The organism is Vreelandella sp. EE27, assembly GCF_968206495.1.
Genome location: NZ_OZ309109.1, coordinates 547,528 through 571,486 on the forward strand (window position 1 = coordinate 547,528; position 23,959 = coordinate 571,486).

Consider the following 23,959-nt stretch of genomic DNA (forward strand, 5'->3'; position numbering starts at 1 on the left):
GCCAGGCTTTCATTTAAAAGAAACGCCCGGGTCAAAATAGCGCCGCCCGAATCAGGCTTTACGCCTGGTTCGGGCGTTTTTTTATCGAGACACTGCCCGTTGACTCAGGAAGGGGCGAATGACGAGTGACTATTCACTGCTTTTTGGATCTGCCTTGTTATTCTCTTGGTCGATATTTTCCTTGTGTGCCTTCTTCTCCTTGACGACCTGAGCACCGGAAAAAGGCGCATTCTTCATGGAGGTGTTGTGTGCCGGCGACGTCGAATGGCTCTTTTGGTCATCTACGTTTTCGTCAGGCCGATAAGGCTTTGGCTTTTGAGTGTGCGAGCCTTCTTGCGGCGCCTCCTCGCTATTGGGCACGTCTCTCTCCATTAGCCGTTCGGCTTCTTTAACGTCACCACGTTTTTGATCGCTGCGTTGATCGTTCATCAGGACACTCCATTGCGGATGAAAAGCAATTTAAAAGATAGTATCTCTCTTTTTTTTATCAATCCTTATTTAGAAATTTTTGAATATTCTAAAGTAAAGGGAAATCTTAACGTAAGTTATTTTATCGCTGAGCGTTGAGAGTCCTTGATAATATTTATTGAACTATCCTGTCGTCCAGCTACTCTCAATTTTAAGTCGACCCTGATTTTTTAGTGGTGGTTTTTCTAAGAATAGTTTTTCTAAAAATAATTAGTTAAAAATGCTTTTCGGTTTCTCTGAGCAACGCATTTCGATAGAGAGACTCTCGGTTGAGATAGATAAGCGCTCAATGGGTATGCAAGAGGTCTTTGTTTATAATGAAGTAGCTGGCGATTTAGCGGAAATCGTTTTTTTACTGAAATGTTGTTAAGACATACGTAGTCATTAATACGTATAACGCTTTTTAATCGAGGAGTAAGCACCATGGAAAACAAACATCTTTTGGATTGGCTTCGGGATGCCCACGCGATGGAGAAGCAGGCCGAGCAAATGCTAAGCGCTCAGGCGCGGCGGCTTGAAAGCTACCCTGAACTTCAAAAGCGTATCGAGCAACATATAGATGAAACGCAAGGTCAGGCCCGAAAACTCGAGCACTGTATTGGGCTTTTGGATGCCAACACGTCGACCATCAAGGATATTGGCGCGCAGATGACGGCGTTCGGTCAAGCCATTGGCGGAATGATGGCGGAGGACGAAGTGATCAAAGGCGGTATTGCGTCTTACGCTTTCGAGCATTTCGAGATTGCCTGCTATAAGTCGCTCATCGCAGCGGCGGATATGGCAGGAGAAGCGGAAATATCGCAAATTTGTCATGAGATCCTCGAAGAGGAAGTCGCTATGGCCCAGTGGTTGAGTAAAAATCTTGAGGATACTACGCGCGAATTTTTAGAACGTTCGGACAGCGAGGGTGTACGCTCTAAAACCTAGCCTTGTAATGGGCCTATAACGATAGTGTCATTTAAAACGATCACCCCGGCTTGCCGCCGGGGTTTTTTATAGTTCATTATCGGGGTATGTGATTTTAATAACCTTTTATAATGTATTTAAGATTAAAAAGAGTTATTTAGATTTTAATAAAGTCTTTCTTTTCAATAACATAAGTTATGACTTTTGCGTGCTTTATTCTTTGACACAAAAAGCCTTTTTGTTTAATCATTCAACCTTGGTTGAGAGATGTAAGGACTTTAAATATACAGGCTGAGAAGTAGGCGTATTTTATTAACATTTGTTAAATATATGCTATTTGTCAGGGTGGGCCTGGTTGTGAGTGTTGCTATATTTTCCGTCCATTGGGCTTTTCCGCTATATATGTGTACGCGTCCTGTATTTTTTCTTTTAAAAGCATAACTTTTGTATAGCGGTAATGGAGTATTGAGAATGCGTAGCAGGTATGGCGCTGATGGACAGAACTTGATGGAAGATAGTAATTATACTTCGTCGCCAAACACTATTTTAAAGCATGAGAAAAACACCTCGCTTGCGAAAGCGCTAAGTCTTTATGGTGTTATTAGCGAGAAGTCCAGTGAGTTGTTGACTCGAATTGCTGTCAAAAAAGTCGAACTAAAGCGCCATCAAAAACTGTTTTTTCTACAGGAAGGGAAGCCCAAGCTCTTTATCGTTAAAAAGGGGTGGGTCAGTATTTGTCAATCAGTTAAAAACCACGGGCAGGATATATGTAACGTTTATATGCCTGGCGATATCGTAGGTCTGCGTGAAAGTTTTTTCGACAATAACGATATCGCCATAGTGGCGCTACAAAACTGCGAGCTGGAGCGTGTATCCGCTGAAGATGTGCACGCACTGTTTGAAATACACGATGACATAAGAAAGGCGATTATTTCTTATGTCATGGTCAATGACAATATCGCCATTGCACGGTTAAGAAGCTGCACTCACCACAAGGCAGAAGAGCGGGTCGCCCACTACCTGCTCGAAGTATATGCCCGCTACCGGTTCAAGCAGGCCAGCGATACAGACTTTTTTACGCTTCCTGTTACTCAAGAGGTCATTGGTGAGCTTTTAGGGATGACCAGCGTGCACGTTAGCCGCTGTATGACCACGCTGGAGCAGAAAAAGCTGATCCGAAAAAATCGTACCGTCATAAAACTGCTCGAACCCGAGCGTTTGATCGAGGCCACGGGCTTTGACGAGCGGCTGATTTATGGGCATGTGTATGTAGCATGAAGCGTGACCAGGCGCGTGCTCTTCAAAAAAGCGGGGCAGGGTTGTCGTACGGGTAGTCGGGTGGGGTAGACTAATGCGCCTGTCGTTGTGTATGCGGCACGTATAATGAGAAGGAGAGTACCCGCCATGCGTTTTGTTCCACAGTTTACCGATGGCCAGGAATTTCCCCACGCGCTGGGTAAGGTCGTGTGCGTTGGTCGCAATTACGCCGACCACGCCAAAGAGCTGCAGAATCCGGTTCCGAGCGAGCCGTTGCTGTTTATCAAGCCGGCGACCAGCGTGGTCGATATTACCAAACCGTTGGATCCTCCCTTCTCCCGCGGTGATGTGCATTTCGAGGCCGAGCTTGCGCTGTTGATCGGCGAAACGCTGACCCACGCGACCCACGAACAGGCCGAGCGCGCGATTGTCGGCATTGGCCTGGCGATGGATCTAACCCTTCGCGACGTGCAAACCCAGCTCAAAGAGAAGGGCCACCCCTGGGAAACCGCCAAGGCCTTTGACGGGGCGTGCCCGCTTTCGGCGTTTTTGCCGCTTAGCCGTGTGCCCAACTGGAACGCGCTGTCATTTACGCTCGATATCAACGGCGAGCAGCGCCAGTACGGCGAAGGCGCGGATATGCTGTTTGCGATCCCGACGCTGGTGGCGGAAATGAGCCGCCACTTTACCCTGGTGCCGGGGGATGTGATCTTGACCGGTACGCCGGCGGGTGTCGGCGAGCTGCCCCGGGGCGCGGCGCTCAAACTGACACTGACCGGCGGGCTCGAGGTAAATACTACCGTCGTCGAATAAAAGCAGGTATTAAAAACGCCGCCGGCCCCAGGGCCGGCGGCGTTTTTGCGTCTGCGCTACATGTTTGCCGTTCGAGCGTCATTCAAGCTAGAGGCCCATCATTCAAGATAGGTGTAGCCTTCCAGGCCTTCGTTGAGGCTCGCGGCGAAGCTCTCTTGTTCGGTCTCGGATAAGCCGCTTCGCGTTAGTTGATCGAATAGTTTGCGCTTGAGGGCCGCGGCATCGAAGTTCACGTAGCCCAGCACGTTGGCCACCGTGTCGCCGGCTTGCGGGTTGGAGAGCACCCACTCGCCGTTCTGGCCTAGGGCGGCGTCGACGGAGTCGGTGTCGCCGAACAGGTTGTGCAAGTCGCCCAGAATCTCCTGATAGGCGCCCACCAGGAAAAAGCCGAGCCAGCGCTCTTCGTTTTCGGGCCATTCGGGTAGCGGCAGGGTGCTTTCAACGCCCTGGCCGTCCACGTAGCTGTCGATGCGCCCGTCGGAGTCGCAGGTGATGTCCTGAATCACCGCGCGGCGGGTGGGCGCCTCGTTCAGCCCGGTCAGTGGCAGCACCGGGAAAATCTGCTCGATCCCCCAGACATCCGGCACCGACTGGAACAGCGAGAAGTTCACGAAAAGCTTGTCGGCGAGTTTCTCGGCCAGCTCGTCCATGATTTCGCGGTGGGCGCGGTTGCGGGTATCCAGCTGGCCGCGCAGGCGCGCGCAGGTCGCCATATAGAGGCGCTCGCCCTGGGCGCGGGCATCGATGTTGGCAAGCCCCATTACGAAGCGTTCGTGCAGCTCGCTGACCGCCTGTAGCACGTCGTGCCAGGCTTCCACCAGCACGCGGGGCTCCTGAGCGCTCTCGAGCTGGTCGAAAACGCGCCAAAGCGCTTCCACCTGGGGGGCGTCCTGTTGTTCGCGCGCCGGCGGGGTGTCGTCGATGCGCTCCTCGCCGATCACGTTGGTAATCAGCACCGCGTGGTGGGCGGTCAGCGCCCGGCCGGATTCACTGATCAGGTGCGGGGCGGGCAGGTTCGCCTCCTGGCAAAGCTGGGCGAAGGCGTTGACCACGTTGCGGGCGTACTCGCGCATCGAGTAGTTCACCGAGCAGTCGCTTCTTGAGCGCGTGCCTTCGTAATCGATCCCCAGGCCGCCGCCCACGTCCACCGTATCCACCGGCGCGCCCAGCGCGATCAGGTTCTGGTAGAAGCGGGCGCACTCGCGCAGGCCGCGCTGAATATCGCGAATGTTGGCGATCTGCGAGCCCAAGTGGAAGTGCACCAGCTGCAGGCTTTCCAGGGCGTTTTGGCTTCGCAGGGTGTCGACCACCTGCAGAATCTGGCTGGCGGTGAGACCGAACTTGGATTTCTCGCCGCCGGTGTTTTGCCATTTGCCTTTGCCCACCGAGGCGAGCCGGGCGCGCAGGCCGATACGCGGGGTCACCTCGAGCGCGCGGGCCTCTTCGAGAATCATCGAAAGCTCGGAGAGCTTTTCGACCACGAGATACACCTTGTGACCGAGCTTTTCGCCCAGCAGCGCCAGGCGCACGTACTCGCGGTCTTTGTAGCCGTTGCAGACGATCAGCGAAGAGCCGGCATCCGACAGCGCCATCACGGCGATAAGCTCGGGCTTGCTGCCCGCTTCCAGGCCTACGCGACCGCTGCCGCGCTCGGCGGTGGCGAGTATTTCCTCCACCACGCGGCGCTGCTGGTTTACCTTGATGGGATACACCGCGGTATAGCCGCCGGCGTAGTCCGCTTCCTGCATGGCACTGTCAAAGGCGCTGCAAAGCTGTTCGACCCGGTCGTGAAGAATATCGCTAAAGCGCACCAGTACCGGTAGACGAAGCCCGGCGTTTTGCAGCTCCCGGGTCAGCGTGCTGATCGCAAGTGCCGGGCCCTCGGCGTCGCTGCCCAGCGGGCGCACCAGCGCCTGGCCCTGCTCGTTGACGTCGAAATAGCCGCTGCCCCACTGGTCGATGTTCCAGGTGCGGCGCGCGCGCTGGGCAGCGCTTTGGGAGCTTGAAGAGTCACTCATTCATCATTGGCCTCAGGCAGCGGCAAGGCCCCGTGGGCGATGCGTGCCTTCAAGATGGTGCGAAAACGCTCCGGGTCGTGGGGCGTCAAATCGTGGGCCGGCGGGTCGACATAAACGACCAGAAGGCGCGAGAGCCAGTAACGAAGCGCGGTCATGCGCAGCATCGTCGGCCACAGCGCGCGCTCTTGCGCGGTGAAGGGCCGCCGCGCCATGTACGCCGATAAAAGGGTGTCGTAACGCTCGGCGTTGAGCGTGCCGTCTTCATCGGTTGCCCAGTCGTTGATCACGATGGCGACGTCGAATAAGAGCTCGCCGGTGCAGCCGTTGTAAAGATCGATAATACCGCCAAGCCGGTCGCCCTCGAACAGCGTGTTATCACGAAAAAGGTCGCCGTGAAGCGCCCCGGTGGGCAACGCATCCATCTGGCCAAACGCGCTTTGAAAGTCGTCCACCTCGTCTTTCATCAGCGCCTGATCGGCGGGGCTCAAATACGCCAGCACCTTGTGGTGTACCGCTTCCAGCCAGTTCAGATCCCGCGGGTTGGGGCGCTGTCCCGGAAAATGTTGAGAGACCACGTGCAACTGGCCCAGTGCCTCGCCCAGCGCCCGGCATTGCGCCAAATTGGGGCTGGCGGGGTGGCGCCCCGGCATACGGGGAAACAAAAGCGCCGGCTTGCCCGCCAGGCTTTGTAGCGCCGTACCGTGATGGTCGTGCACCGGGCCGGGTACCGGAATGCGGTGCTCGTCCAGGTAATCCATCAGGTCGACGAAAAACGGAAGCTCTTCGTGCTCGCCTTGCTCGAAAAGGGTCAATACCAGCTCCCGCTGGTCGGTCGTGACGAAAAACGTCGAATTCTCCGTGCCGCCGGCCACGCCCTCCAGCGCGACCAGCCGGCCCACGTCGAATCGTTCCAGAAAAGTGGCGACCTGCGCGTCGCTAAGCGGGGTGAATACAGCCATCGTTTTCTCGCCCGGGTTTTGGTTGGCTCATTGTAGCGACTCGACTCGCCAGTTGGCAGCGTTATGGTGATTTCCTCGCCGTACCCATTCTGCACCCTGGCCCACGAACGCGTATCATGGCCGCCCACAGCTTGCGTTTTGGCCTATAGTGACCACCATTAACGCTCAAGCGATACCGCTCATTTCACCCGATCTGCAATAGGGACTGGTTATGGCCCGCGCTCCAATCGTGCTCGTCGATGGCTCTTCGTATTTGTACCGCGCCTTTCACGCGCTGCCTCCGCTCAATGCCTCCAACGGCCAGCCCACCGGCGCCGTGAAGGGCGTTTTGAACATGCTCAAGCGGCTCATCAAGGACTACCCCCAAAGCCCCATGGCGGTGGTGTTCGACGCGCCTGGCAAGACCTTTCGCGACGAGATGTACAGCGAGTACAAGGCTCACCGCCCGCCCATGCCGGACGACCTGCGCGGCCAAATCCAGCCGCTGCACGACTGCGTCAAAGCGCTGGGCCTGCCGCTTTTGTGCATCGAAGGCGTAGAAGCGGACGACGTGATCGGCACGCTCGCCTTTCACGCCACACAAGCTGGGCGCGACGCGGTGATCTCCACCGGCGACAAGGACATGGCGCAGTTGGTCAACGCCCATATCACCCTGGTCAACACCATGAAGGATGAGACCCTGGATGTGGCGGGCGTGGAAGACAAGTTCGGCCTGCCGCCGTCCTTGATCATCGATTTTCTCGCGCTGATGGGCGATAAGGTGGATAACATCCCCGGCGTGCCCGGGGTGGGCGAGAAAACCGCCATCGGCCTTTTGCAGGGTATGGAAGGCGGGCTCGACACCATTTATGGTGATCTGGATAAGATCAAGACGCTGAGCTTTCGCGGCGCCAAGACGCTGCACAAAAAGCTCGAGGAGCACCGCGACCAGGCCTACCTTTCCTACCAGCTCGCCACCATCAAGACCGACTGTGAGCTGCCGGTGGGCCTCGATGATCTCGACATCGCCCACCCTGACCGGGAAAAGCTCACCGAGCTCTATCAGATGCTGGAGTTCAAGCAGTGGCTGGTGGAGCTACTCGAGGGCAAGGATGAAGGCGTCGACGACGTGAAAGGCGGCGAACCGGCCCCAAGTGAGGCCGGGGAGGTCGAAACCACCCCCAGCGCGGCGCGGGAAGACCACGTCATCACCGACCAAAAAGCGTTCGATGCGTGGCTCGAGCGGCTTAAAAGCGCCGAGCGTTTCTGTTTCGATCTGGAAACCACCAGCCTTAACTACATGGAGGCGGAGATCGTCGGCGTGGGTCTTTGCCTGCAGGCGGGGGAGGCGGCCTATATACCGCTCGCCCACGACTACCTCGACGCCCCGGCTCAGCTCGACCGAAGTGATGTACTCGCCGCGTTGAAGCCGATTCTTGAAGGTACGAAAACCGTCAAGATCGGCCAGAACTTGAAGTACGATATCTCCGTGCTCGCCAACTATGACATTTCAGTTGCCGGCCCCCTGGCGGACACCATGTTGGCGTCCTACGTGCTTAACTCCACCGCCACCCGCCACGACATGGATTCCCTGGCGCTCAAGTATCTCGGCGAGAAAACCATCTCGTTCGAGGAGATCGCCGGCAAGGGCGCCAAGCAGCTCACCTTCAACCAGATTGCGCTCGAAGAAGCCGCGCCCTACGCCTGCGAAGACGTGGACATCACCCTGCGCCTGCACGACACTCTGCGCCCGCTGGTTGAAAAAGAGGGCCGCCTGGCCGAGGTGCTCGACCGGCTGGAGCTTCCGCTGATCAAGGTGATCTCGCGCATCGAGCGCAACGGCGTGGCCATCGATGACGAGCGCCTTCACACGCAAAGCCAGCAGCTCGACACGCGCATTCGCGAGCTCGAGCAAAAGGCGTTCGAGCTCGCCGGGCGGGAATTCAACCTGGGCTCGCCCAAGCAGCTCGGCGAAATTCTGTTCGATGAGCAAAAAATCCCGGTGCTCAAGAAAACCCCGAAGGGCGCCCCGTCTACGGCGGAAGCCGTGCTCGAGGAGCTGGCGCTCGACTACCCGCTGCCCAAGGTGATCATGGAGCACCGCGGGCTTTCCAAGCTCAAATCGACCTACACGGATAAGCTTCCGCGCTTGATCAACAAGCAGAGCAAGCGGGTGCATACCAGCTACCACCAAGCGGTGACCGCCACCGGGCGGCTGTCGTCATCCGACCCGAACCTGCAGAACATCCCCATTCGCACAGAAGAGGGGCGCAAGATTCGCCAGGCGTTCGTCGCCCGGCCCGGTTACAAGATCGTCGCCGCCGACTACTCCCAGATCGAGCTGCGCATCATGGCGCATCTTTCCGAGGACAAGGGCCTTCTGGAAGCGTTCGCCGAAAACCGGGATATCCACACCGCCACCGCCGCCGAGGTCTTCGGCACGGCGCTTGATAAAGTCAGCAATGAGCAGCGCCGCAGCGCCAAGGCGATCAACTTCGGGCTGATCTACGGCATGAGTGCCTGGGGGCTGGGTAAGCAGCTGCACATCGAGCGCAATCAGGCGCAGACCTACATCGACCGTTATTTCGACCGCTACCCGGGCGTGGCGCGCTATATGGACCGGATCCGCGCCCAGGCCGCCGAAGATGGTTTCGTCGAGACCGTACTGGGCCGGCGGCTTTACCTGCCGGAGATCCACTCGCAAAACCGCAACCGCCGCCAGGGCGCCGAGCGCACCGCGATCAATGCCCCCATGCAGGGCACCGCGGCGGACATCATCAAGCAGGCGATGATCGACGTCGACGCCTGGCTCGCCGAGGGTGAATTCGACGCGCTGATGGTCATGCAAGTACACGATGAGCTGGTGTTCGAGGTGAAGGAGGCCCAGGTAGAGTCGTTCATCCAACAGGTGCAAAAACGCATGCAAGGCGCGGCGGAATTGAAAGTACCGCTGATCGTCGAGGCCGAAACCGGCGACAACTGGGACGAGGCGCACTAGAAGCGGTGACATGCGCCGCGAAATCGGCCCGCTTGGCGACGGGCCGTTGCGCGTTACGCCAGGCTAGGCTAGCTTCGTGCCGATGGGTACGGGCTGGTCCGGCACGCATAGGGCTACCTCGCCCTGGTCGTTATGAAAACCGGTCACCAGGCACTCGGACATGATGGGGCCGATCTGCTTGGGCGGGAAATTAACCACCGCCACCACGTGCTTGCCCACCAGGGTTTCCGGCGTGTAGAGCTCGGTGATCTGTGCGCTCGACTTTCGCTGACCAATCTCCGGGCCGAAATCCACCAGCAGTTGATAGGCGGGTTTGCGCGCCTCGGCAAAGGGCTCGGCCTTGATGATCTTGCCGACGCGAAGCTCGACCTTGCTGAAGTCATCCCATGTAATCGTGTCCATCAGAGCCTCTCTTGTTGGCGGTTTGTCTCGTTTGAGTATGTTTTTGGCCGTCCGCCTTACGTCTGGCCGGCGCGGCGTGCACTCGTGCGCGCCAGCGCCGCCCAGTCCAGGTGGCCTTCGCCATGGGCCAGGCTTTCCACGTGGGCGTCGCGCAGCGTGCCGGCCAAGGGCAGCGGCACGTTCACAGCTTCTGCCGCTTCCTGCGCCAGGCGCACGTCCTTCAGGCCCAGTGAGAGTTTGAAGCCGGCGGGCTCGAAGCGGCTTTCAGCGATGGCCGCGCCATAGCCCTTGTAGACTGGAGCCGCAAATACCGTCGAGGTGGCCAACTCGATAAAGTCGGCGGCGTCCACGCCGTGCCCCCTGGCAAGCGCTGCCGCCTCGCCCATCGTGCCGATAGCGCTGGCGATCATGAAGTTGATCCCCAACTTGACCGCATTGGCCTGTTCCGGGCGCTCGCCGATGTGCCAGGTGCGTTGGCCTAGCGCATCAAACAGCGGCTGGACCTTCGAAAGCGTAAGCGCGTCGCAGCCCGCGAGAATATTAAGCTGGCCCGAACGCGCCACATCGACCCGCCCGAGTACGGGCGCGGCCACGTAGTTGATGGCGTGGGCACGGTGCGCGTCGGCAAGCTCGGTGGCGTATTGCACCGACACCGTGGCCATGTTGACGTGAATAGCGCCTGGGCGCATGGCGGCCAGTACCGTTTCGCTCATTACGGTGCGCGTGGCGTTATCATCGGCCAGCATCGAGATTACGATATCCGCTTCGTCGACCGCCTCGATCGGCGTATCGAACGCCGTGGCGCCGTGGGCGGCAAGCGCTGCCGTCGCGGAGCGGGATCGATTCCAGATGCGCAGCGAATGGCCCGCGTCGAGCAGGTTGGCCGCCATGGGGTATCCCATGATACCCAGGCCCAGAAAGGCAACGTTCATACGAACTCCTGTTAGTCAGCATTATGAAAACGATCATTTCCAAAATAGACAAAAATTAATCTACAACGCGCATCGCAACCTCTACCACGGCCTGCAACTCTTCGCGGCTGCGCCCGGTCTTGCCTACCACGCGTATGCCCTGGGTCAGGCATAAAAGCGTGCGCGCCGTGGCATCGATTTGAAGCTCGGGGCGAAGGGAGCCGTCCGCCTGGCCCTGACGGAGCAAATCGGCGACCAGCTCTTCGTTGCGCTCGAGCGCGTCGGTAATATGGGCGGCCATGTCTGCATCGAAGGCTGACAGCGAGATGGCGCTACCCACCACCAGACACCCTTGCCGGCCTTGTTCGCCCTGGGCCGACTCGGCATAAAACAAAAGCGCCCGGCGTAGCCGTTCGCGCCCGGTACCGTCCACGCCCAGGGCGTCGCGAAGCTGTCGCGTCCGCCGCTCCCGATAGTGATCGAAGGCGGCCAAAAAGACGGCGCGTTTGTCTTTGAACGCCTTGTAGAGACTCCCCTGAGAGAGCCCCATCGCTTTGGTCAGATCGGTGATCGAGGTGCCCTGGTAGCCGCGCTCGCTGAAGACCTCGATGGCCCGGTCCAGCACAGGCGCCAGATCGAACTCGCGGGGGCGTCCGCGACCGCGCGAGACGAGAGGGGCTTGTCGGTTCGAAGTCGTCATGAATGCCATATTGGAAGTGATCGTTTTCTAAATTAGCACAGAAAACGCTTCAGATCACGTCGCCGCCCGAAAGGGCGGCGGTGGAAAGCTCAATAACCGATCATCACGCTTGGCAGCCCCGTCACCAGCACCGGGAAGAACGCCATCAGCACACAGGCGATTAGAATCAGCACGCAGAAGGGAATTACCGCCTTGTAGAGGTCGACGATCTCCACCCCGGGCGGGGCGACGCCTTTCAGGTAAAACAGCGCGTAGCCGAAAGGCGGGGTGAGGAAGGACGTTTGCAGCACTACCGCCACCATCACCACGAACCAGAGCGGATCGATCCCCATTTGCTGGATGATCGGCAGCATGATGGGAAAGCTCAGCAGCACGATGCCGGTCCAGTCCAGAAACATGCCCAGCACGAACACCAGCAAAAACATCATGATCAGCGCCCCGGTCGTGCCGCCGGGCATTGCCAGCAGCAGATCCTGAATTACCTGCATGCCGCCGCCCCGGGAGAACACGCCGGTAAAGGCGGTGGCGCCCACCAGCACCAGCATCACCATGGTGGTGGTCTTGCCTGCGTCGATCAGCGTGCGACAGCAGGTCGAGAGCTTGCGATCACCAAAGATTAGAAACAGCAGGAAGGCAATGAAGACACCAATCGCCGAGGCTTCTGTTGCCGTCGCAATACCGGTAAACAGCGCCCCAAGCACGCCGAGAATCAGCGCCATGGGCGGCACCACGTACTTGCCGAGCATCGTCAGAAGCTCCATCGTACTCACGCTGGCGCGCTCTTGTCTGGGTACCGGCGGCCCATAGGAAGGCTTGAAGTGGCAGATGAGCAGCACGTAGAGCGCGTACATCACGCCGAGCATGACGCCGGGCACCATCGCGCCGGCGAACAGCGCCCCGACCGACACCGGCGAGTAGCTTGCCATCAGAATCAGCATGATGCTGGGCGGTATCAAAATCCCCAGGCAGCCGCTGGCCATGATCACCCCGGCGCTGAGTTCCTTGTTGTAGCCGTATTTCAGCATCGGCACCAGCGCGATCATGCCCATCACCGCGATCGAGGCGCCGACGATACCGGTGGTCGCCGCCAGCAATATCGAGACGATCACCACGGTTAGCGCAAGCCCGCCGCGCAGGTTGGCCAGAAGCAGCCGCATGGCGTCGAACATGCGCTCGGTGACGCCGGAGTCGTTGAGAAACCGCGCCATGAGCACGAACAGCGGAATGGCCACCAGCACGTAGTTGTCCATGGCGTTGCCGAAGATATTGTTGATCAGCGTACCCAGCACCCGCTCGCCGGGGCCGAGAAAGGCGCCGATCACCGCGACCCCGCCCAGCACGAAGGCCAGCGGGTGGCCCATGAAGAGCCCAACCAACAGCCCGCCGAACATGCAAAGCGCCAACAGTTCAGGACTCAGGTTCATAGCGCCTCTCCTCACGCAGGGCGATAACGGCGCGCAGCACGATGGCGATGGCCTGCAGCAGAATCAGTACGGCGGCCACCACGATCACACCCTTGATGGGGTAGACGGGAATGGCCACCATGCCGTAGGTGGTCTCGCCCCGACTGAAGGAGCGCTCGAAAAACAGCCAGCCGTATTTCAACAGCATCCAGATGAACGGCACGAAGAAGATCGCATAGCCCAGAAGGGTCAGCACCGCCTGGCGCTTTAGCGAGAGCAGGCGCTTGAGTACGTCCACTTCGACGTGGGCGTGGTGTTTCAAGCCGTAAGCGGCCATCAGCATGAAGTGGGCGCCGAACAGCATCTTGGTGACGTCGAAGGCCCAGTCGCTGGGTCGGCCCAGGAAAAAGCGCGAGGCGATATCGAACAACACGATCAGGGTGATGACGGCAATCAAGGGTGCGATGAGACGCCCAAAAAGCTCGTTCACGGCATCGATCGCCTTGGCAATGGCGTACATGAAAAACCCTCCGCAGTCAGCAAAGCCGCCCCGTGGTTAGCGAAGCGGCCAACGCGCCTTACAGGCAGGCTTCGATTTCTGAAAGCGACGGCAGGCTCTCCATGGTCCGGCTCATGTTGAACGGGGCGGAGACATCGCGCCAGGTGGCGTATTCCTCCAGGTAGCTCACCATCGACTGGTAGACCTTGGCGTGGTCCGGGTTCTCGCAGGCGCCCTGAACGATCACCTCGTTGGTGACCTCCTGAATCCGTGCCAGGTCCTCCTCGGAGAACTGGTTGATGGTCACGCCGTCTTCGATGAACTGGCGGGTCGCCTCGTTGGACGCGCGCTCGGACCAGGCCAGCGACCAGGCCATGGTGGCGTCGGCGGCGATGCGCAGCTTTGCCTGGGTCGTCTCATCGAGCGCGTTCCAGGCCTCCATGTTGATCATCACGCCGAACACACTCGCGGACTGATGCCAGCCTGGCGTTGCCCAGTTGTCCGCCACCTCGGAAAAGCCCGCCTTGTAGTCCACGCCGGGGGTGGAGAACTCGCCGGCATCGATCACGCCGCGCTCGATGGCCTGATACACCTCGCCGCCGGCAAGCGTCACCTGGGAGCCGCCCAAGCGTTCGAGCACCCGGCCCTGGTCGCGGCCGGAAAGGCGCAGGCGCTTGCCTTCAAGGTCCGCGATGCTCGCGATCGGCGTGCGGCCCATGAAGCCGGATTCGTTGTTGGTGATCCCATAGGGCAGGTACATCATGTTGAACTGGCCGTAGATCTCCTCGTAGAGCTCACGCCCGCCCCACTGCTGAATCCAGTTCAGGTAATCGACGCCGTTGAACAGGCTCGTGGTGGTGGCAAGCGGTGAAAACGCCGGGTTGAGCCCCGCCCAGTAGCCCGGCCAGTCGCCGGCGGCCTCTATGCTGCCGGTTTCGGTGGCATCGAACACCTCGGTGCCGGGCATTAGCGTGCCGCCGGCGCGAAAATTGATCTGTAGCTCCTCGCCGGCCAGCCGATTGACCAGCTCCACCCAATGGCGGTCGATCTGAATCAGGTCCAGGTTGTCCGGCCAGGTGGAGGTCATGGTCCACTGCTCCTGGGCCTGGGCGGTGGAGGCGAAGAGCACGCCGGTGGCCAGCGCGCTTAGGGCGAAACGAGAGATCGTCGTCATGATGAGTTTCCTTAGCGTGTGATGTTGTTGGTATTGGTAAACGGTCAGGAAAACGAACGCAGCCTTACGTATACGTCAACTTGGGTGCGCTACAGCGATAAGCTAGCATACTCCCCGGGCCCGCGCGCCATAGCCGTTGGTGGTAGACGCTGAAAGCTGGCCTTGCCGGGTTGAACGCGTATCCCGGGGCAGGCGTCGCGTTGCAGGACGTGCATTGCAGAACCGGTTACGCCGGTGCTTAACGACCCAGACCCACCTGTTCAGGAAGTTCCATGATAGAGCGCCCCGCTAATGCATCGGCCCCCTTTTCCAAGCGCTGCGCCCAGGTCGTGGCCGCCCACGCCAAACGCCTGAAGCGGCGCCGCTGGCGCCAGCTGGTGTGGCTTCACGGCGAGGCTGGAGCGTGCCGAGAAGCGGCGCTGGCGCTCTGGCAAGCCCACGCCTGGCAAGCGCCGCTTTGGGTGGCAAGCCCGGAAGACGCCCCGGTCGCGGCGCTATCCAACAAAAAAGCGCGCAGCCGGTTGGGGGGCGAGCACCAGTTGGTGGTGATTGACGCAAGCGCAGCCCAAGGCTTCGACCCGGACGCGCTCGGCGTGCTGGCGGGCACGTTAACCGCAGGCGGGCTTTGCGTGCTGATCACCCCGGCGGACTGGGGGCGTGCGCCGGACCCGGACTACGCTCGCTTTACCGACCACCCCTGGCATTGGCAGGGGCTAAGCGCCTACTACCTTCAGCGGCTGGCGGGCATTTTGACGGCCTCTGCTGATGTCGTCCGCTGGCCGGTAGCGCTCCGGCCCTGGCTGCCCAGGCTTGGCCCGGTACCACCCGCCCCGCACTACGTGGAAGACCCGGCCTGCCAAACCCCGGACCAGGCGCGGGTGGCTTCTCTCATTACTCGCTTGAAGCGCCGCCGGCCGCTGGTGATTACCGCCGACCGCGGCCGGGGCAAGAGCGCGGCGCTGGGCATCGCCTGCGCGCGGCTGCTGCAAAGCGGCGTAAGCGACATCGTCGTCACCGCGCCGTCGCTTGGTGCTATCGTAAGCCTCACCGAGCGGCTCGGCGCGCTCTGCCCCGCGGGGCGCTGGCAGGGGCCTGGGCATTTCGAATTACCCAGCGGGCAAACGCTGCGCTACTTGACGCCCCAGGCACTCGGCGAGCAGGTAAGCGACGGTGTGCTTGGCGGCGATGGCCGCTACCTGCTCGTGGATGAAGCAGCGGCGATCCCCGCCGCGCTGCTGGCCCAGTGGCTCGAGGCGTTTCCGCGCATTGCGTTTGCCACCACCGTGCACGGCTACGAAGGTTCCGGGCGCGGCTTTGCGCTGCGCTTTCGCGAGGTGCTCGAGCGCCAAACCCCGCTCTGGCGCGAGGTGTGCCTGGATGCGCCGGTGCGCTGGGCGGCCCAGGACCCACTGGAAGCGGTGCTAAAAAAACTGCTGCTGCTGGACGCGCCGCTTCCCAGGCTCCAGCGCGGCGCCCCTGACGCGACTCAGGCACTCACCCAGCCAATGCTTTCCCGCGACCCGGTGCTGATGGAAACCCTCTTCGGGTTGCTGGTTCAGTCGCACTACCGCACCACGCCCAATGATTTACGCCAGCTAATGGACGGCCCGGGCACCGGCTTTCGCATGATGGGCGAGGGCGCCGCGCCCCAGGCCGTACTGGTGACCCGGGAAGAAGGGGGCTTCGAGGCCGAGCTCGCCGACCAGGTCGCCCGGGGCGAGCGTCGCCCGCGCGGGCACCTGCTCGCGCAGTCGCTGGCCGCCCACAGCGGCAGCCGCGACGCACTCATCGCCCGCTGGCGCCGGGTCGCGCGCATTGCCACTCACCCGCAGCGCCGCCGTGAAGGGTTGGGTCGGGCGCTGATCGAGGCGGATATCGCGGCCGCGCGGGAAAGCGGCCTGGCACTTTTTGGGGCGACCTTCGGTGCCGAGGCCTCGCTTTTACGCTTTTGGCGGGCGCTGGGGTTCAAACCGGTGCGGCTGGGCGTTACCCGCGAAGCCTCCACCGGCGAGTACGCGGTGATGGTGGCGCGCGCGCTCAACCCGGAAGGCGAAGCGGTGCTAAAGGAGCTCGACGCCTCCTTTAGCGCGGGGCTTGAAAGCCTGCTCGCGTTTGAGCTACCAAAGCTCGCCCCGGATGTCGTAGTGCTACTGCTCGGTGCGCTAAAGCCTGCGCCTTTGAACGCGCAGCAGCGCCAGGACGTGCGGGACGTGGCCTACGCCCACCGCGACCCGGCGCTGGCCCGACCCGCACTTGCGTTGCTGGCACGTTTGGCAAGCGCCGAGCAAGCAAAGCCGGGCGCGCCTTCGGATGCAGCCCACGCCCTCGAAACCCTGACCGCGTGGGCGTTTCAAAACCGCCTGCCCGCCCCCGCGCCGCGGGAGGCGAACCGGGCGCTTCGGGCGGCGGTTCGGTGTCTGGCCGAGTGGGCTCTTTTCCCCGACGAGCGGGAGCGGTAGAGTAGGACGGTTATGAATCACAAAGAGCTATCATGAACGCACATCTGGACTCGCTTGAACCTACGCTGGTATGGCGCCACTTCCGTACGCTGTGTAATACGCCCAGACCCTCCGGTTTCGAGGCCGCGCTGGTCGAAAAGCTCGAAGCCTGGGCGGCGGGGCTTGGCTTGACGTCCGATCGCGACAGCTTCGGTAATCTGCGTATCAAAAAGCCGGCAAGCCAGGGCTTTGAAGGCGCCCCTGGCGTGATCCTTCAGGGCCACCTGGACATGGTCGCCCAGGCCAACGCCGACACCCCGCACGATTTCACTAAAGACCCGATCAGCACCTACGTCGAAGGCGGTTGGCTACACGCCGATGGCACCACCCTGGGGGCGGATAACGGGCTTGGCGTGGCGGCGATTCTGGCGCTGCTCGAAGATGACACCCTGACCCACGGCCCGCTGGAGGCGCTGTTCACGCTGGAGGAAGAGAGCTCCATGGGCGGTGCGCTGAACCTGGATGAAAACTGGCTTGAAGGCTCGCTGCTTTTGAACTTGGACAGCGAAGAGCGCGGCGAGGCCTACATTGGCTGTGCCGGCGGCGCGGACGTGCTGGTGGATGCCAAGCTGCCCGGCAGCGCCCTGCGCGAAGAGGAAGCGGTGATCGAGCTTTCGCTGACCGGGCTCAAGGGTGGCCACTCGGGGATAGACATTCACAAGCCGCTGGGCAACGCCAACCGCTTGCTGGTGCGCGCGCTGCGGGCGCTGGATATTCTCGATGCTCGGCTGATCGACTACCGCGGCGGCACGCTGCGAAACGCGATCCCCCGCGAGGCGTTTGCCACCGTAGCGCTGCCCGCCGATGAGCTGGACGCCGCACTTGGTAAGGTGGAAAAGCTCGCAGACATTCTGAAAGCGGAGCTGGGTAGCGGTGACCCTGGCCTTTCGCTAAAGGCCAAACAACTCGAAGGCGATAGCGCTAAAGAGCCGCTGACCCGCGATGCCAGCGCCATGCTGGTGGCCGCGCTTTACGCCGCCCCTTGCGGGGTAGAACGCATGAGCGCGGACGTCCAGGGCGTGGTCGAGACCTCGAACAACCTGGGCGTATTAAGCCTTGATGATGGGCGGCTGCATCTTTGCGCGCTGGTGCGCTCGCTGCACGACAGCGCGACGACAGCGCTGGCGGATCGCTTCAGTGCGCTGTTCGGGCTCATGGGCGCGCGCGTCCGGGTGGAAAACGGTTACCCCGGCTGGGCGCCCAACCCACAGAGTGAACTGCTGGCCACGTTCAAGGAGCGCCACCAGGCGCTGTTGGGCGTCGAGCCCGCGGTGAAGGTCATCCACGCAGGCCTTGAGTGCGGCATCCTGGGCAGCAAGTACCCGCATTTGGAAATGATCTCGTTTGGCCCGCTGATTCGGGGCGCCCACTCGCCGGACGAGCGGGTCGAACTCGCCTCCGTCGAGGAGTTCTGGAAAATGCTGCGCGCCTTTACCGAGGCGCTGGCACAAAAGCGCTAGCCACTTCGGTGTTCCAAAAGCGCTGGTGGTACTCGCAAAAATGGCGCCTACAGGCGCCGTTTTTGTGATGCGGTGCGGGTTACTTGCTCAAATAAGCGTTTAACATCCACACGGTTTTTTCCTGCTCGCGGATATAGTCGCCGGCCTGGGCGGCGGTGCCTTCGTCGTCGGCGTCGGAGGCCAGTGCCAGCACTTCGCGCTGCAGGGCGATCAGCGTCTGGTAGCCGTCGAGCACGCCTTTAACGCAGGCCTGGCCATCGTGTACGTCCTTGTCTTCCTCCAGGCGCGAAAGCTTGGCGTAGTCGCTGTAAGCGTGGACCGGCTTGTGGCCCAGCGTCAGAATACGCTCGGCGACTTCGTCTACTTTGGTGAGCAGGTCGGTGTAGAGCTCCTCGAACTTCTCGTGAAGCTGGAAAAAGTCGCTGCCCTTGACGTTCCAGTGATAGCCGCGCACGTTCATGTAGAAGATCTGGTAGTTGGCGAGCAGATGATTGAGCTTCTCGGCCAGCTGGCTTGCACTACCTTCGTGTAGACCAATGCTGTTGAACTCGGACATAAAGACTCCTTCCTGTAAAACCGTACTGTGAAACCGTTCCTGGGCGCTCGGCCCTTCGTGGCACTTACCTTCGTGGTGCTTAGAGTAGCGAAGGGCAGTGGCGCGATAAAACGGGTTTTGTGTATCGCGTTCATAGCGTGGCGGTATCACCGCCGCCTCTACCTGTTAAGTGCAGGCGGCCAGGCTATTTTTCAACCGCCGGGGCGCCGCAGTAGAGCCGGGTGATACTTTCACAGCGCGCGCTCAAAAGCTCGGCGGTGCGCGCCAGCGCCTCCTCTAGCGTCATGGGGCCGTCGGCCAAGGCGAAGGCCGCCGTCACGCCCTCCTCGAGGCACGCCTGCCAGCCTTCACCCAAACTGCCCGCTAACACCACCACCGGCTTGCCGTAGGGCCGGGCGGCCCGGGCTACGCCAATCGGCGTTTTGCCCGCCAGGCTCTGGCCGTCCAGGCGGCCTTCGCCGGTGATCACCCAATCCGCGTCTTCGATCAGCGCGGCCAGGTTCGCCTGGGCCATGATGATCTCGATACCCGGCTTCAGGGTGGCGTTTAAAAAGCTCGCCGCGGCAAAGCCCATGCCGCCGGCGGCCCCAGCGCCGGGAAGCGCGCGATGGTCGTTTCCCAGCACCGTCGCGCTAACGTCGGCAAAGCGCTCGAGCGCTTTATCCAGGCGGGCCACATCCGCCTCGGTGGCGCCTTTTTGCGGGCCGAACACGGCGCTTGCCCCGCGGCTGCCTAAAAGCGGGTTGTCTACGTCCACCGCCGCCTCGACACTGAGCGCCTCAAGGCGCGGGTCGAGCCCGGACAGATCCAGGGTGTCGAGCGAGGCGAGCGCGGCGCCGCCCGGCGCGAGCGCCTGCCCGCTTGCGTCTTTAAGGACCGCCCCCAACGCCTGGAGCATCCCTGCGCCCGCATCGTTGGTGGCGCTACCGCCCAGCAGTAGCAGGGCTTTTTCGGCGCCGGCGTCCAGGGCGGCGCGAAAAAGCTCGCCCACCCCGTACGTACTGGTGTGCAGGGCGCAGCGCTGCTGGGGGGTCAAATGCTGCAAGCCGCTGGCTTCGGCCAGTTCTATAAATGCGGTACGCTCGCCAGCGAGCCAGCCCCAGCTGGCCAGGCGGGGTCGGCCCAGGGCGTCGTGTACCTCGATTTGGCAGCGGCTGGCATTCGTGGCGGCAATCAGTGCGTCGAGGCTTCCTTCACCGCCGTCGGCGAGCGGGCAAGCGTGCACGGTGGCCGAGGGGCAGGCCTTGCGGACGCCTTTTGCCATGGCCTGGGCGGCCTTTTCGGCACTCAGCGCATCCTTGTAGCTATCGGGGCAGAGCACAACCTTCATGACGCAGCCTCCATAAAACCTTATGATGAATTGTTTGTCTTGGAAGAGAAATTAAGGCCTGAGCTTACCGTGGCACCAGGTTGGGTACCAGGGCTTGCGTTATCAATCCTACAAGAGCCGGTTTGAACGCCGAGGGAGCACCCATGAAGTCACTACCGATCGGGGTCGTCTGTTTAATGGCGCTGGCAGGCTGTCAGACCGTGCCGGATCAGCTGCCCCGCGCCGAACCGGCACCGGCGCCGGCGTGCTACTTTCCAACCCAGGGCGCCGACGCGCAGGATCTCGTGATCCAGAGCGTGGCGCTTCTAGAAAACTGGGACTTCGAGCTCGATACGACGGATACCTCCCTTGGCCTGGTGAGCGCCAGCAAGGAGCGGGAGCTGGTGGGCTATTACGACGCCTACGATGGCTACCGTTACGGCTCCGGCGTGCGCCTGTTTGGCGGGCTGGGGATCGGCCGCGGCTCCTCGGTCGGCCTTGGGGTGGGCACCGGTATCGGTATCGGCCAGCAGCCCATCGAAAGCGAGCGGGTGAGCGTGCTGGTCCACAACGACCACGTGCGTATATCCCGTGATATTCGCCGCTTCGATCATGTGCGCGATGTACGCGAATCGCGTACCGCCAGCAACGACGACTTCTGCCGGCGCTTTCAGTCGGCACTGCCCGCCTTCGAGCGCTCCGGGAGCCGCTTATGATGCTTTTTCGCCGTGCTTTCGCAGTGCCCGCCCTGATGCTCTTCGCCCTGGTGCTGGCCGGGTGCGCCACCACCCAGCCGGTCGACCCGCGGGAGCTTCGCTTTAACGCCGCGCCGGAGCGCACCTTCCGCGAGGCGGTGGATTTGATGGTGGCCCAGGGCTACGTGATCCGCCACGCCGATCTGGCCCTGGGGCGGGCGGAAGGCGCGTTGGCTCGCTGGCCAGAGTACCGCCTGATGCTGCAGGTCGAACCGCTAGGGGCGGCAAGCCAGGTACGTGTTTCTGCACTGCGCGGCGCCACGCCCCTGGCGCCGTACCTGCTCGACCCCTGGCTTGTCGAGCTGCAGCAGCGGCTGGGAGAAGCCCCTTGAGCGTTTGGCACCGACTGGGCGGCTGGGCGACACGCCCTGCGAGGTTTGGCGCCCTGGCCTTTACGCTGAGCGTGCTTGCCAGCCCCGGCGCCCAGGCGCACCCCCACGGCTGGATCGACCTGAGCGTGAACGTTTTGACCGACGAGCAGGGCCGGGCCACGGCGCTTAGCCAGACCTGGCGGATGGACCCGTTCTATAGCCTGATCGTATTCGATGAGCTCTCTCGGGTGGAGGATGCAAGTTTCGAGGAGGGGCTGGATCAGTTGGGCCAGGACATACGCGATAATCTCGCAGCCCAGGGGTATTTCACCGAGCTTTGGGTCGATGGCGAACCTCAGGCGCTTGGCGAGGTCAGCGAGTACACCACCCTCAAGCGCAACGAGCGGCTGGTGTACATGTTCACGCTGCCCCTGGCGGAGCCGGTGGCGCTCGACGGCGCGCTGCTCGAGTACCAGATTTTCGATCCGACCTATTACATCGAAGTGGTCCATGAGGAGCAAAACGGCGCCCCCGCAGAAAGCGCGCTCGCGCTCGCCGGTGAGCTTTCCTGCGATTTGAGCGTAACCCCCGCCGACCCGGACCCAGAGCTTGTGCTACAGGCCGCATTGCTGGACAAGGGCGAGCAGGGCGAGCCCGATCTGGGGCGCTTTTTTGCTGAAACCGGCCACGTTAACTGCACCGAGTCGTAGCCATGCGTGATGTCACCTTTAAAAGCCCCGCTGTACCAAAGCCCTCTTCGAAGAAAAAAATCCTCGGCACGGCGGTATTGGCCGTCTGCCTGGCGCTGGTAGCCTACGCGGCGTACGGCTGGTTTCAGGGCGCGAGCCTGCAGGTACTTGCCTGGCAGCGCGGCCTACACCGCTCGCTCACCCTGGCGGTCACCGAGCTTGCCCGTACGCCTTCGCCCTCGGCGTGGTTCACGCTCTTGAGCGTAAGCTTCGGCTATGGCGTGTTCCACGCCGCGGGCCCGGGCCACGGCAAGGCGGTGTTGGCCACCTATCTCGCCTCCCACGGCGGGGCGACCCGCCGGGCACTAGGGCTCTCCTTCGCCGCTTCGCTTTTGCAAGGCGTCACCGCCATCGCGATGGTGGGGGTGCTGGTATTGGGGCTTGGCTTCGTGACCCGTCAGGCGATGGGCAGCGTGGTTTGGGTCGAGCAGGCAAGCTTTGCGCTGGTGGCGCTTTTGGGCTTATGGCTGTGCGTTCGGGCACTCCGCCAACTGCGCCGCGCCTATCAAGCGCCCCCGCGCGCGACGTTTGCGCCGGTCGCGGCCTCGCCCTCGCCCTTGAGCCTAAGGCCGTCTTCGACACCTGGTCCGGCGCATCATCACCACCACCACGACCACCACTGCTGTGGCGGGGCGCATCATATCGAGCCCGACCAGGCGCTCGATTGGCGCACTGCGCTGATGACCGTGGGCGCGATCGGCATGCGCCCGTGTTCCGGGGCGGTGCTTTTGCTGGGCGCTGCGGGGCTTTTAGGACAGTTTTATGTGGGCGTGACGGCAGTTGTTGCGATGTCCGTCGGCACCGGGATGACGGTATCGGCGTTGGCGTTGGCAAGCGTTTTCGCTCGCGGCTGGGCCACGCGGCGGCTCAAGCGTCAGTCGCGCCAAAGCGTGCTGGAAAAAACCGCGGCCTGGGCGGCCCTGGCAGGGGGCGCGGTGATTATAATGCTGGGGGTGTCGCTTTCGGTTGCCGGGTTTAACCAGCCGGCGAGTTCGCCGCTTTTTAGCGAACCCGCCTCGCGCAGCGCCGCCCCCTTTGGCGCCTCCCCCTGATTTAGAAGGTGAGCTTGTCCATATGCGCCAAAATCAGCTCGCGGCGCTCGCTTTGCTGCGTGGGCGTGTAGGGCACGGCTTCACCTCTGCCCCATACCGGGGCGGGCCAACTTTCATCGCTTTCAAAGCGCACTACCAGGTGAACGTGCAGTTGGCTGACCACGTTGCCAAGCGTGGCGATATTGAGCTTGTCGCCCTTGAACGCACTATTCATCGCTTTGCCCAGCGCCGTCGCTTCCTGCCAAAGCCGGGTTTGGTCCTCGGCGCTTAGTTCGAAGACCTCACAGGTGCTCTCGTAGCGCGGCACTAGAATCACCCAGGGGTAGCGGGCATCGTTCATTAACAGGGCGCGACAAAGCGGCAGGTCGGCCAGCGCCAGGGTGTCGGCGGCCAGGCGAGGGTCCAGCGTAAAGGTGCTCATGGGCGGGCTCCAGGTTCAAATGTTGACGACTAGCATGGCAACTGCTATCTAATTCGGGTGAGCGGCGGTGCGTTAAACGGGCACGATGGCCCAAACGCTGTTACGCTAACACAACGCCTGCGTTACCTATTCATGCGAAGGCTTCCCCGGCCCATAAATGTTAAGGAGAACACGATGAAAAAACTAATCGCGATGAGCTTCATTCTACTGGTTAGCGCCGCCACTCTGGCAGGCTGCAACACCATGTCGGGTGCGGGCCAGGACGTTCAAGCGGGCGGCCAGGCCGTACAAGACGCCGCCGAATAAAATCGAGCGGGGTTCGAAAAGCAGGCGAGATACCCTCTCGCCTGCTTTTTTATGC

The 23,959-nt window shown here is 61.3% G+C and carries 23 protein-coding genes; 11 read left to right on the forward strand and 12 right to left on the reverse strand.

The genetic code is table 11. The annotated features are described in order from the left end of the window. Positions 1-129: 129 nt before the first annotated feature. On the reverse strand, positions 130-429 hold the full coding sequence (locus ACWHVV_RS02635; RefSeq protein ID WP_447927954.1) for a hypothetical protein: 300 nt from the start codon (positions 427-429) through the stop codon (positions 130-132). Between the two features lie 462 nt (positions 430-891). Between ACWHVV_RS02635 and ACWHVV_RS02640 the strand changes: the two genes are divergently transcribed. The 3 genes from ACWHVV_RS02640 to ACWHVV_RS02650 all read left to right on the forward strand — a co-directional run bounded on the left by ACWHVV_RS02640 (position 892) and on the right by ACWHVV_RS02650 (position 3,444). Further along, positions 892-1,395 carry a ferritin-like domain-containing protein gene (locus ACWHVV_RS02640; RefSeq protein WP_447927955.1) on the forward strand — a complete coding sequence of 168 codons (504 nt, stop codon included), beginning with the start codon at positions 892-894 and terminating at the stop codon, positions 1,393-1,395. A 486-nt stretch (positions 1,396-1,881) separates the two neighbouring features. Further along, on the forward strand, positions 1,882-2,652 hold the full coding sequence (locus ACWHVV_RS02645) for a Crp/Fnr family transcriptional regulator (RefSeq protein WP_447927956.1): 771 nt from the start codon (positions 1,882-1,884) through the stop codon (positions 2,650-2,652). 126 nt (positions 2,653-2,778) lie between these two features. Further along, on the forward strand, positions 2,779-3,444 hold the full coding sequence (locus tag ACWHVV_RS02650) for a fumarylacetoacetate hydrolase family protein (protein WP_447927957.1): 666 nt from the start codon (positions 2,779-2,781) through the stop codon (positions 3,442-3,444). A 98-nt stretch (positions 3,445-3,542) separates the two neighbouring features. Here the strand turns inward: ACWHVV_RS02650 and speA are convergent, their stop codons facing one another. Further along, positions 3,543-5,462, reverse strand: coding sequence for a biosynthetic arginine decarboxylase (speA, locus tag ACWHVV_RS02655; protein ID WP_447927958.1), 1,920 nt, complete (start codon positions 5,460-5,462; stop codon positions 3,543-3,545). Further along, positions 5,459-6,421, reverse strand: coding sequence for a homoserine kinase (locus ACWHVV_RS02660; protein WP_447927959.1), 963 nt, complete (start codon positions 6,419-6,421; stop codon positions 5,459-5,461). Before ACWHVV_RS02660 ends, speA begins: the two co-directional genes overlap by 4 nt. Before the next feature lie 211 nt (positions 6,422-6,632). Between ACWHVV_RS02660 and polA the strand changes: the two genes are divergently transcribed. Beyond that, positions 6,633-9,398 carry a DNA polymerase I gene (polA, locus tag ACWHVV_RS02665; protein ID WP_447927960.1) on the forward strand — a complete coding sequence of 922 codons (2,766 nt, stop codon included), beginning with the start codon at positions 6,633-6,635 and terminating at the stop codon, positions 9,396-9,398. A gap of 63 nt (positions 9,399-9,461) precedes the next feature. Here the strand turns inward: polA and ACWHVV_RS02670 are convergent, their stop codons facing one another. The 6 genes from ACWHVV_RS02670 to dctP form a co-directional block, all read right to left on the reverse strand. Next, positions 9,462-9,800, reverse strand: coding sequence for a tRNA-binding protein (locus ACWHVV_RS02670; protein ID WP_447927961.1), 339 nt, complete (start codon positions 9,798-9,800; stop codon positions 9,462-9,464). Between the two features lie 56 nt (positions 9,801-9,856). Further along, positions 9,857-10,732 carry an NAD(P)-dependent oxidoreductase gene (locus ACWHVV_RS02675; RefSeq protein WP_447927962.1) on the reverse strand — a complete coding sequence of 292 codons (876 nt, stop codon included), beginning with the start codon at positions 10,730-10,732 and terminating at the stop codon, positions 9,857-9,859. Between the two features lie 55 nt (positions 10,733-10,787). After that, the gene (locus tag ACWHVV_RS02680) at positions 10,788-11,411 is read right to left on the reverse strand and encodes a TetR/AcrR family transcriptional regulator (RefSeq protein ID WP_447927963.1); all 624 of its coding nucleotides are present in this window, start codon (positions 11,409-11,411) and stop codon (positions 10,788-10,790) included. Positions 11,412-11,500: 89 nt separating this feature from the next. Then, complete coding sequence (locus ACWHVV_RS02685; protein WP_447927964.1) at positions 11,501-12,835, reverse strand: TRAP transporter large permease; 1,335 nt, start codon at positions 12,833-12,835, stop codon at positions 11,501-11,503. Then, positions 12,819-13,334, reverse strand: a complete 516-nt coding sequence (locus ACWHVV_RS02690) for a TRAP transporter small permease subunit (protein ID WP_447927965.1) — start codon at positions 13,332-13,334, stop codon at positions 12,819-12,821. The genes ACWHVV_RS02685 and ACWHVV_RS02690 overlap by 17 nt, the downstream gene beginning before the upstream one ends. Before the next feature lie 58 nt (positions 13,335-13,392). Next, positions 13,393-14,487, reverse strand: coding sequence for a TRAP transporter substrate-binding protein DctP (gene dctP / locus ACWHVV_RS02695; protein ID WP_447927966.1), 1,095 nt, complete (start codon positions 14,485-14,487; stop codon positions 13,393-13,395). A 272-nt stretch (positions 14,488-14,759) separates the two neighbouring features. Here dctP and ACWHVV_RS02700 point away from each other — a divergent pair, with 272 nt between their 5' ends. Together ACWHVV_RS02700 and ACWHVV_RS02705 are read left to right on the forward strand one after the other, a co-directional pair. Further along, positions 14,760-16,946 (forward strand): GNAT family N-acetyltransferase, encoded by a 2,187-nt coding sequence (locus ACWHVV_RS02700; RefSeq protein ID WP_447927967.1) that lies wholly within the window; start codon positions 14,760-14,762, stop codon positions 16,944-16,946. Between the two features lie 32 nt (positions 16,947-16,978). Continuing rightward, complete coding sequence (locus ACWHVV_RS02705) at positions 16,979-18,445, forward strand: aminoacyl-histidine dipeptidase (protein ID WP_447927968.1); 1,467 nt, start codon at positions 16,979-16,981, stop codon at positions 18,443-18,445. A gap of 79 nt (positions 18,446-18,524) precedes the next feature. On the opposite strand, the gene ACWHVV_RS02710 is transcribed toward ACWHVV_RS02705, so the two are convergent. Beyond that, positions 18,525-19,001 carry a Dps family protein gene (locus tag ACWHVV_RS02710; RefSeq protein ID WP_447527736.1) on the reverse strand — a complete coding sequence of 159 codons (477 nt, stop codon included), beginning with the start codon at positions 18,999-19,001 and terminating at the stop codon, positions 18,525-18,527. Between the two features lie 184 nt (positions 19,002-19,185). Continuing rightward, on the reverse strand, positions 19,186-20,331 hold the full coding sequence (locus tag ACWHVV_RS02715; RefSeq protein ID WP_447927969.1) for a glycerate kinase: 1,146 nt from the start codon (positions 20,329-20,331) through the stop codon (positions 19,186-19,188). 143 nt (positions 20,332-20,474) lie between these two features. Between ACWHVV_RS02715 and ACWHVV_RS02720 the strand changes: the two genes are divergently transcribed. From ACWHVV_RS02720 to ACWHVV_RS02735, 4 genes are read left to right on the forward strand one after another with little or no spacing between them, the layout of a single operon-like run. After that, positions 20,475-21,026: a hypothetical protein gene (locus ACWHVV_RS02720; protein WP_447927970.1), complete on the forward strand. Its 552-nt coding sequence runs from the start codon at positions 20,475-20,477 to the stop codon at positions 21,024-21,026. Then, positions 21,023-21,397 carry a hypothetical protein gene (locus ACWHVV_RS02725; RefSeq protein WP_447927971.1) on the forward strand — a complete coding sequence of 125 codons (375 nt, stop codon included), beginning with the start codon at positions 21,023-21,025 and terminating at the stop codon, positions 21,395-21,397. Before ACWHVV_RS02720 ends, ACWHVV_RS02725 begins: the two co-directional genes overlap by 4 nt. After that, positions 21,394-22,086 (forward strand): DUF1007 family protein, encoded by a 693-nt coding sequence (locus ACWHVV_RS02730; protein WP_447927972.1) that lies wholly within the window; start codon positions 21,394-21,396, stop codon positions 22,084-22,086. The genes ACWHVV_RS02725 and ACWHVV_RS02730 overlap by 4 nt, the downstream gene beginning before the upstream one ends. 2 nt (positions 22,087-22,088) lie before the next feature. Beyond that, positions 22,089-23,177, forward strand: a complete 1,089-nt coding sequence (locus ACWHVV_RS02735; RefSeq protein WP_447927973.1) for a nickel/cobalt transporter — start codon at positions 22,089-22,091, stop codon at positions 23,175-23,177. Between the two features lies 1 nt (position 23,178). Here ACWHVV_RS02735 and ACWHVV_RS02740 read toward each other — a convergent pair whose 3' ends face one another. Then, positions 23,179-23,598 carry an HIT domain-containing protein gene (locus ACWHVV_RS02740; RefSeq protein ID WP_447927974.1) on the reverse strand — a complete coding sequence of 140 codons (420 nt, stop codon included), beginning with the start codon at positions 23,596-23,598 and terminating at the stop codon, positions 23,179-23,181. 174 nt (positions 23,599-23,772) lie between these two features. On the opposite strand from ACWHVV_RS02740, the gene ACWHVV_RS02745 reads away from it, so the two are divergent. Continuing rightward, complete coding sequence (locus tag ACWHVV_RS02745) at positions 23,773-23,904, forward strand: entericidin A/B family lipoprotein (protein ID WP_447527743.1); 132 nt, start codon at positions 23,773-23,775, stop codon at positions 23,902-23,904. The last annotated feature ends 55 nt before the right edge of the window (positions 23,905-23,959 follow it).

Coding starts and splice junctions, on each gene's coding strand:
- ACWHVV_RS02635 (WP_447927954.1), bottom strand. CDS start 429: ATGAACGATCAACGCAGCGATCAAAAACGTGGTGACGTTAAAGAAGCC.
- ACWHVV_RS02640 (WP_447927955.1), top strand. CDS start 892: ATGGAAAACAAACATCTTTTGGATTGGCTTCGGGATGCCCACGCGATG.
- ACWHVV_RS02645 (WP_447927956.1), top strand. CDS start 1,882: ATGGAAGATAGTAATTATACTTCGTCGCCAAACACTATTTTAAAGCAT.
- ACWHVV_RS02650 (WP_447927957.1), top strand. CDS start 2,779: ATGCGTTTTGTTCCACAGTTTACCGATGGCCAGGAATTTCCCCACGCG.
- speA (WP_447927958.1), bottom strand. CDS start 5,462: ATGAGTGACTCTTCAAGCTCCCAAAGCGCTGCCCAGCGCGCGCGCCGC.
- ACWHVV_RS02660 (WP_447927959.1), bottom strand. CDS start 6,421: ATGGCTGTATTCACCCCGCTTAGCGACGCGCAGGTCGCCACTTTTCTG.
- polA (WP_447927960.1), top strand. CDS start 6,633: ATGGCCCGCGCTCCAATCGTGCTCGTCGATGGCTCTTCGTATTTGTAC.
- ACWHVV_RS02670 (WP_447927961.1), bottom strand. CDS start 9,800: ATGGACACGATTACATGGGATGACTTCAGCAAGGTCGAGCTTCGCGTC.
- ACWHVV_RS02675 (WP_447927962.1), bottom strand. CDS start 10,732: ATGAACGTTGCCTTTCTGGGCCTGGGTATCATGGGATACCCCATGGCG.
- ACWHVV_RS02680 (WP_447927963.1), bottom strand. CDS start 11,411: ATGACGACTTCGAACCGACAAGCCCCTCTCGTCTCGCGCGGTCGCGGA.
- ACWHVV_RS02685 (WP_447927964.1), bottom strand. CDS start 12,835: ATGAACCTGAGTCCTGAACTGTTGGCGCTTTGCATGTTCGGCGGGCTG.
- ACWHVV_RS02690 (WP_447927965.1), bottom strand. CDS start 13,334: ATGTACGCCATTGCCAAGGCGATCGATGCCGTGAACGAGCTTTTTGGG.
- dctP (WP_447927966.1), bottom strand. CDS start 14,487: ATGACGACGATCTCTCGTTTCGCCCTAAGCGCGCTGGCCACCGGCGTG.
- ACWHVV_RS02700 (WP_447927967.1), top strand. CDS start 14,760: ATGATAGAGCGCCCCGCTAATGCATCGGCCCCCTTTTCCAAGCGCTGC.
- ACWHVV_RS02705 (WP_447927968.1), top strand. CDS start 16,979: ATGAACGCACATCTGGACTCGCTTGAACCTACGCTGGTATGGCGCCAC.
- ACWHVV_RS02710 (WP_447527736.1), bottom strand. CDS start 19,001: ATGTCCGAGTTCAACAGCATTGGTCTACACGAAGGTAGTGCAAGCCAG.
- ACWHVV_RS02715 (WP_447927969.1), bottom strand. CDS start 20,331: ATGAAGGTTGTGCTCTGCCCCGATAGCTACAAGGATGCGCTGAGTGCC.
- ACWHVV_RS02720 (WP_447927970.1), top strand. CDS start 20,475: ATGAAGTCACTACCGATCGGGGTCGTCTGTTTAATGGCGCTGGCAGGC.
- ACWHVV_RS02725 (WP_447927971.1), top strand. CDS start 21,023: ATGATGCTTTTTCGCCGTGCTTTCGCAGTGCCCGCCCTGATGCTCTTC.
- ACWHVV_RS02735 (WP_447927973.1), top strand. CDS start 22,089: ATGCGTGATGTCACCTTTAAAAGCCCCGCTGTACCAAAGCCCTCTTCG.
- ACWHVV_RS02740 (WP_447927974.1), bottom strand. CDS start 23,598: ATGAGCACCTTTACGCTGGACCCTCGCCTGGCCGCCGACACCCTGGCG.
- ACWHVV_RS02745 (WP_447527743.1), top strand. CDS start 23,773: ATGAAAAAACTAATCGCGATGAGCTTCATTCTACTGGTTAGCGCCGCC.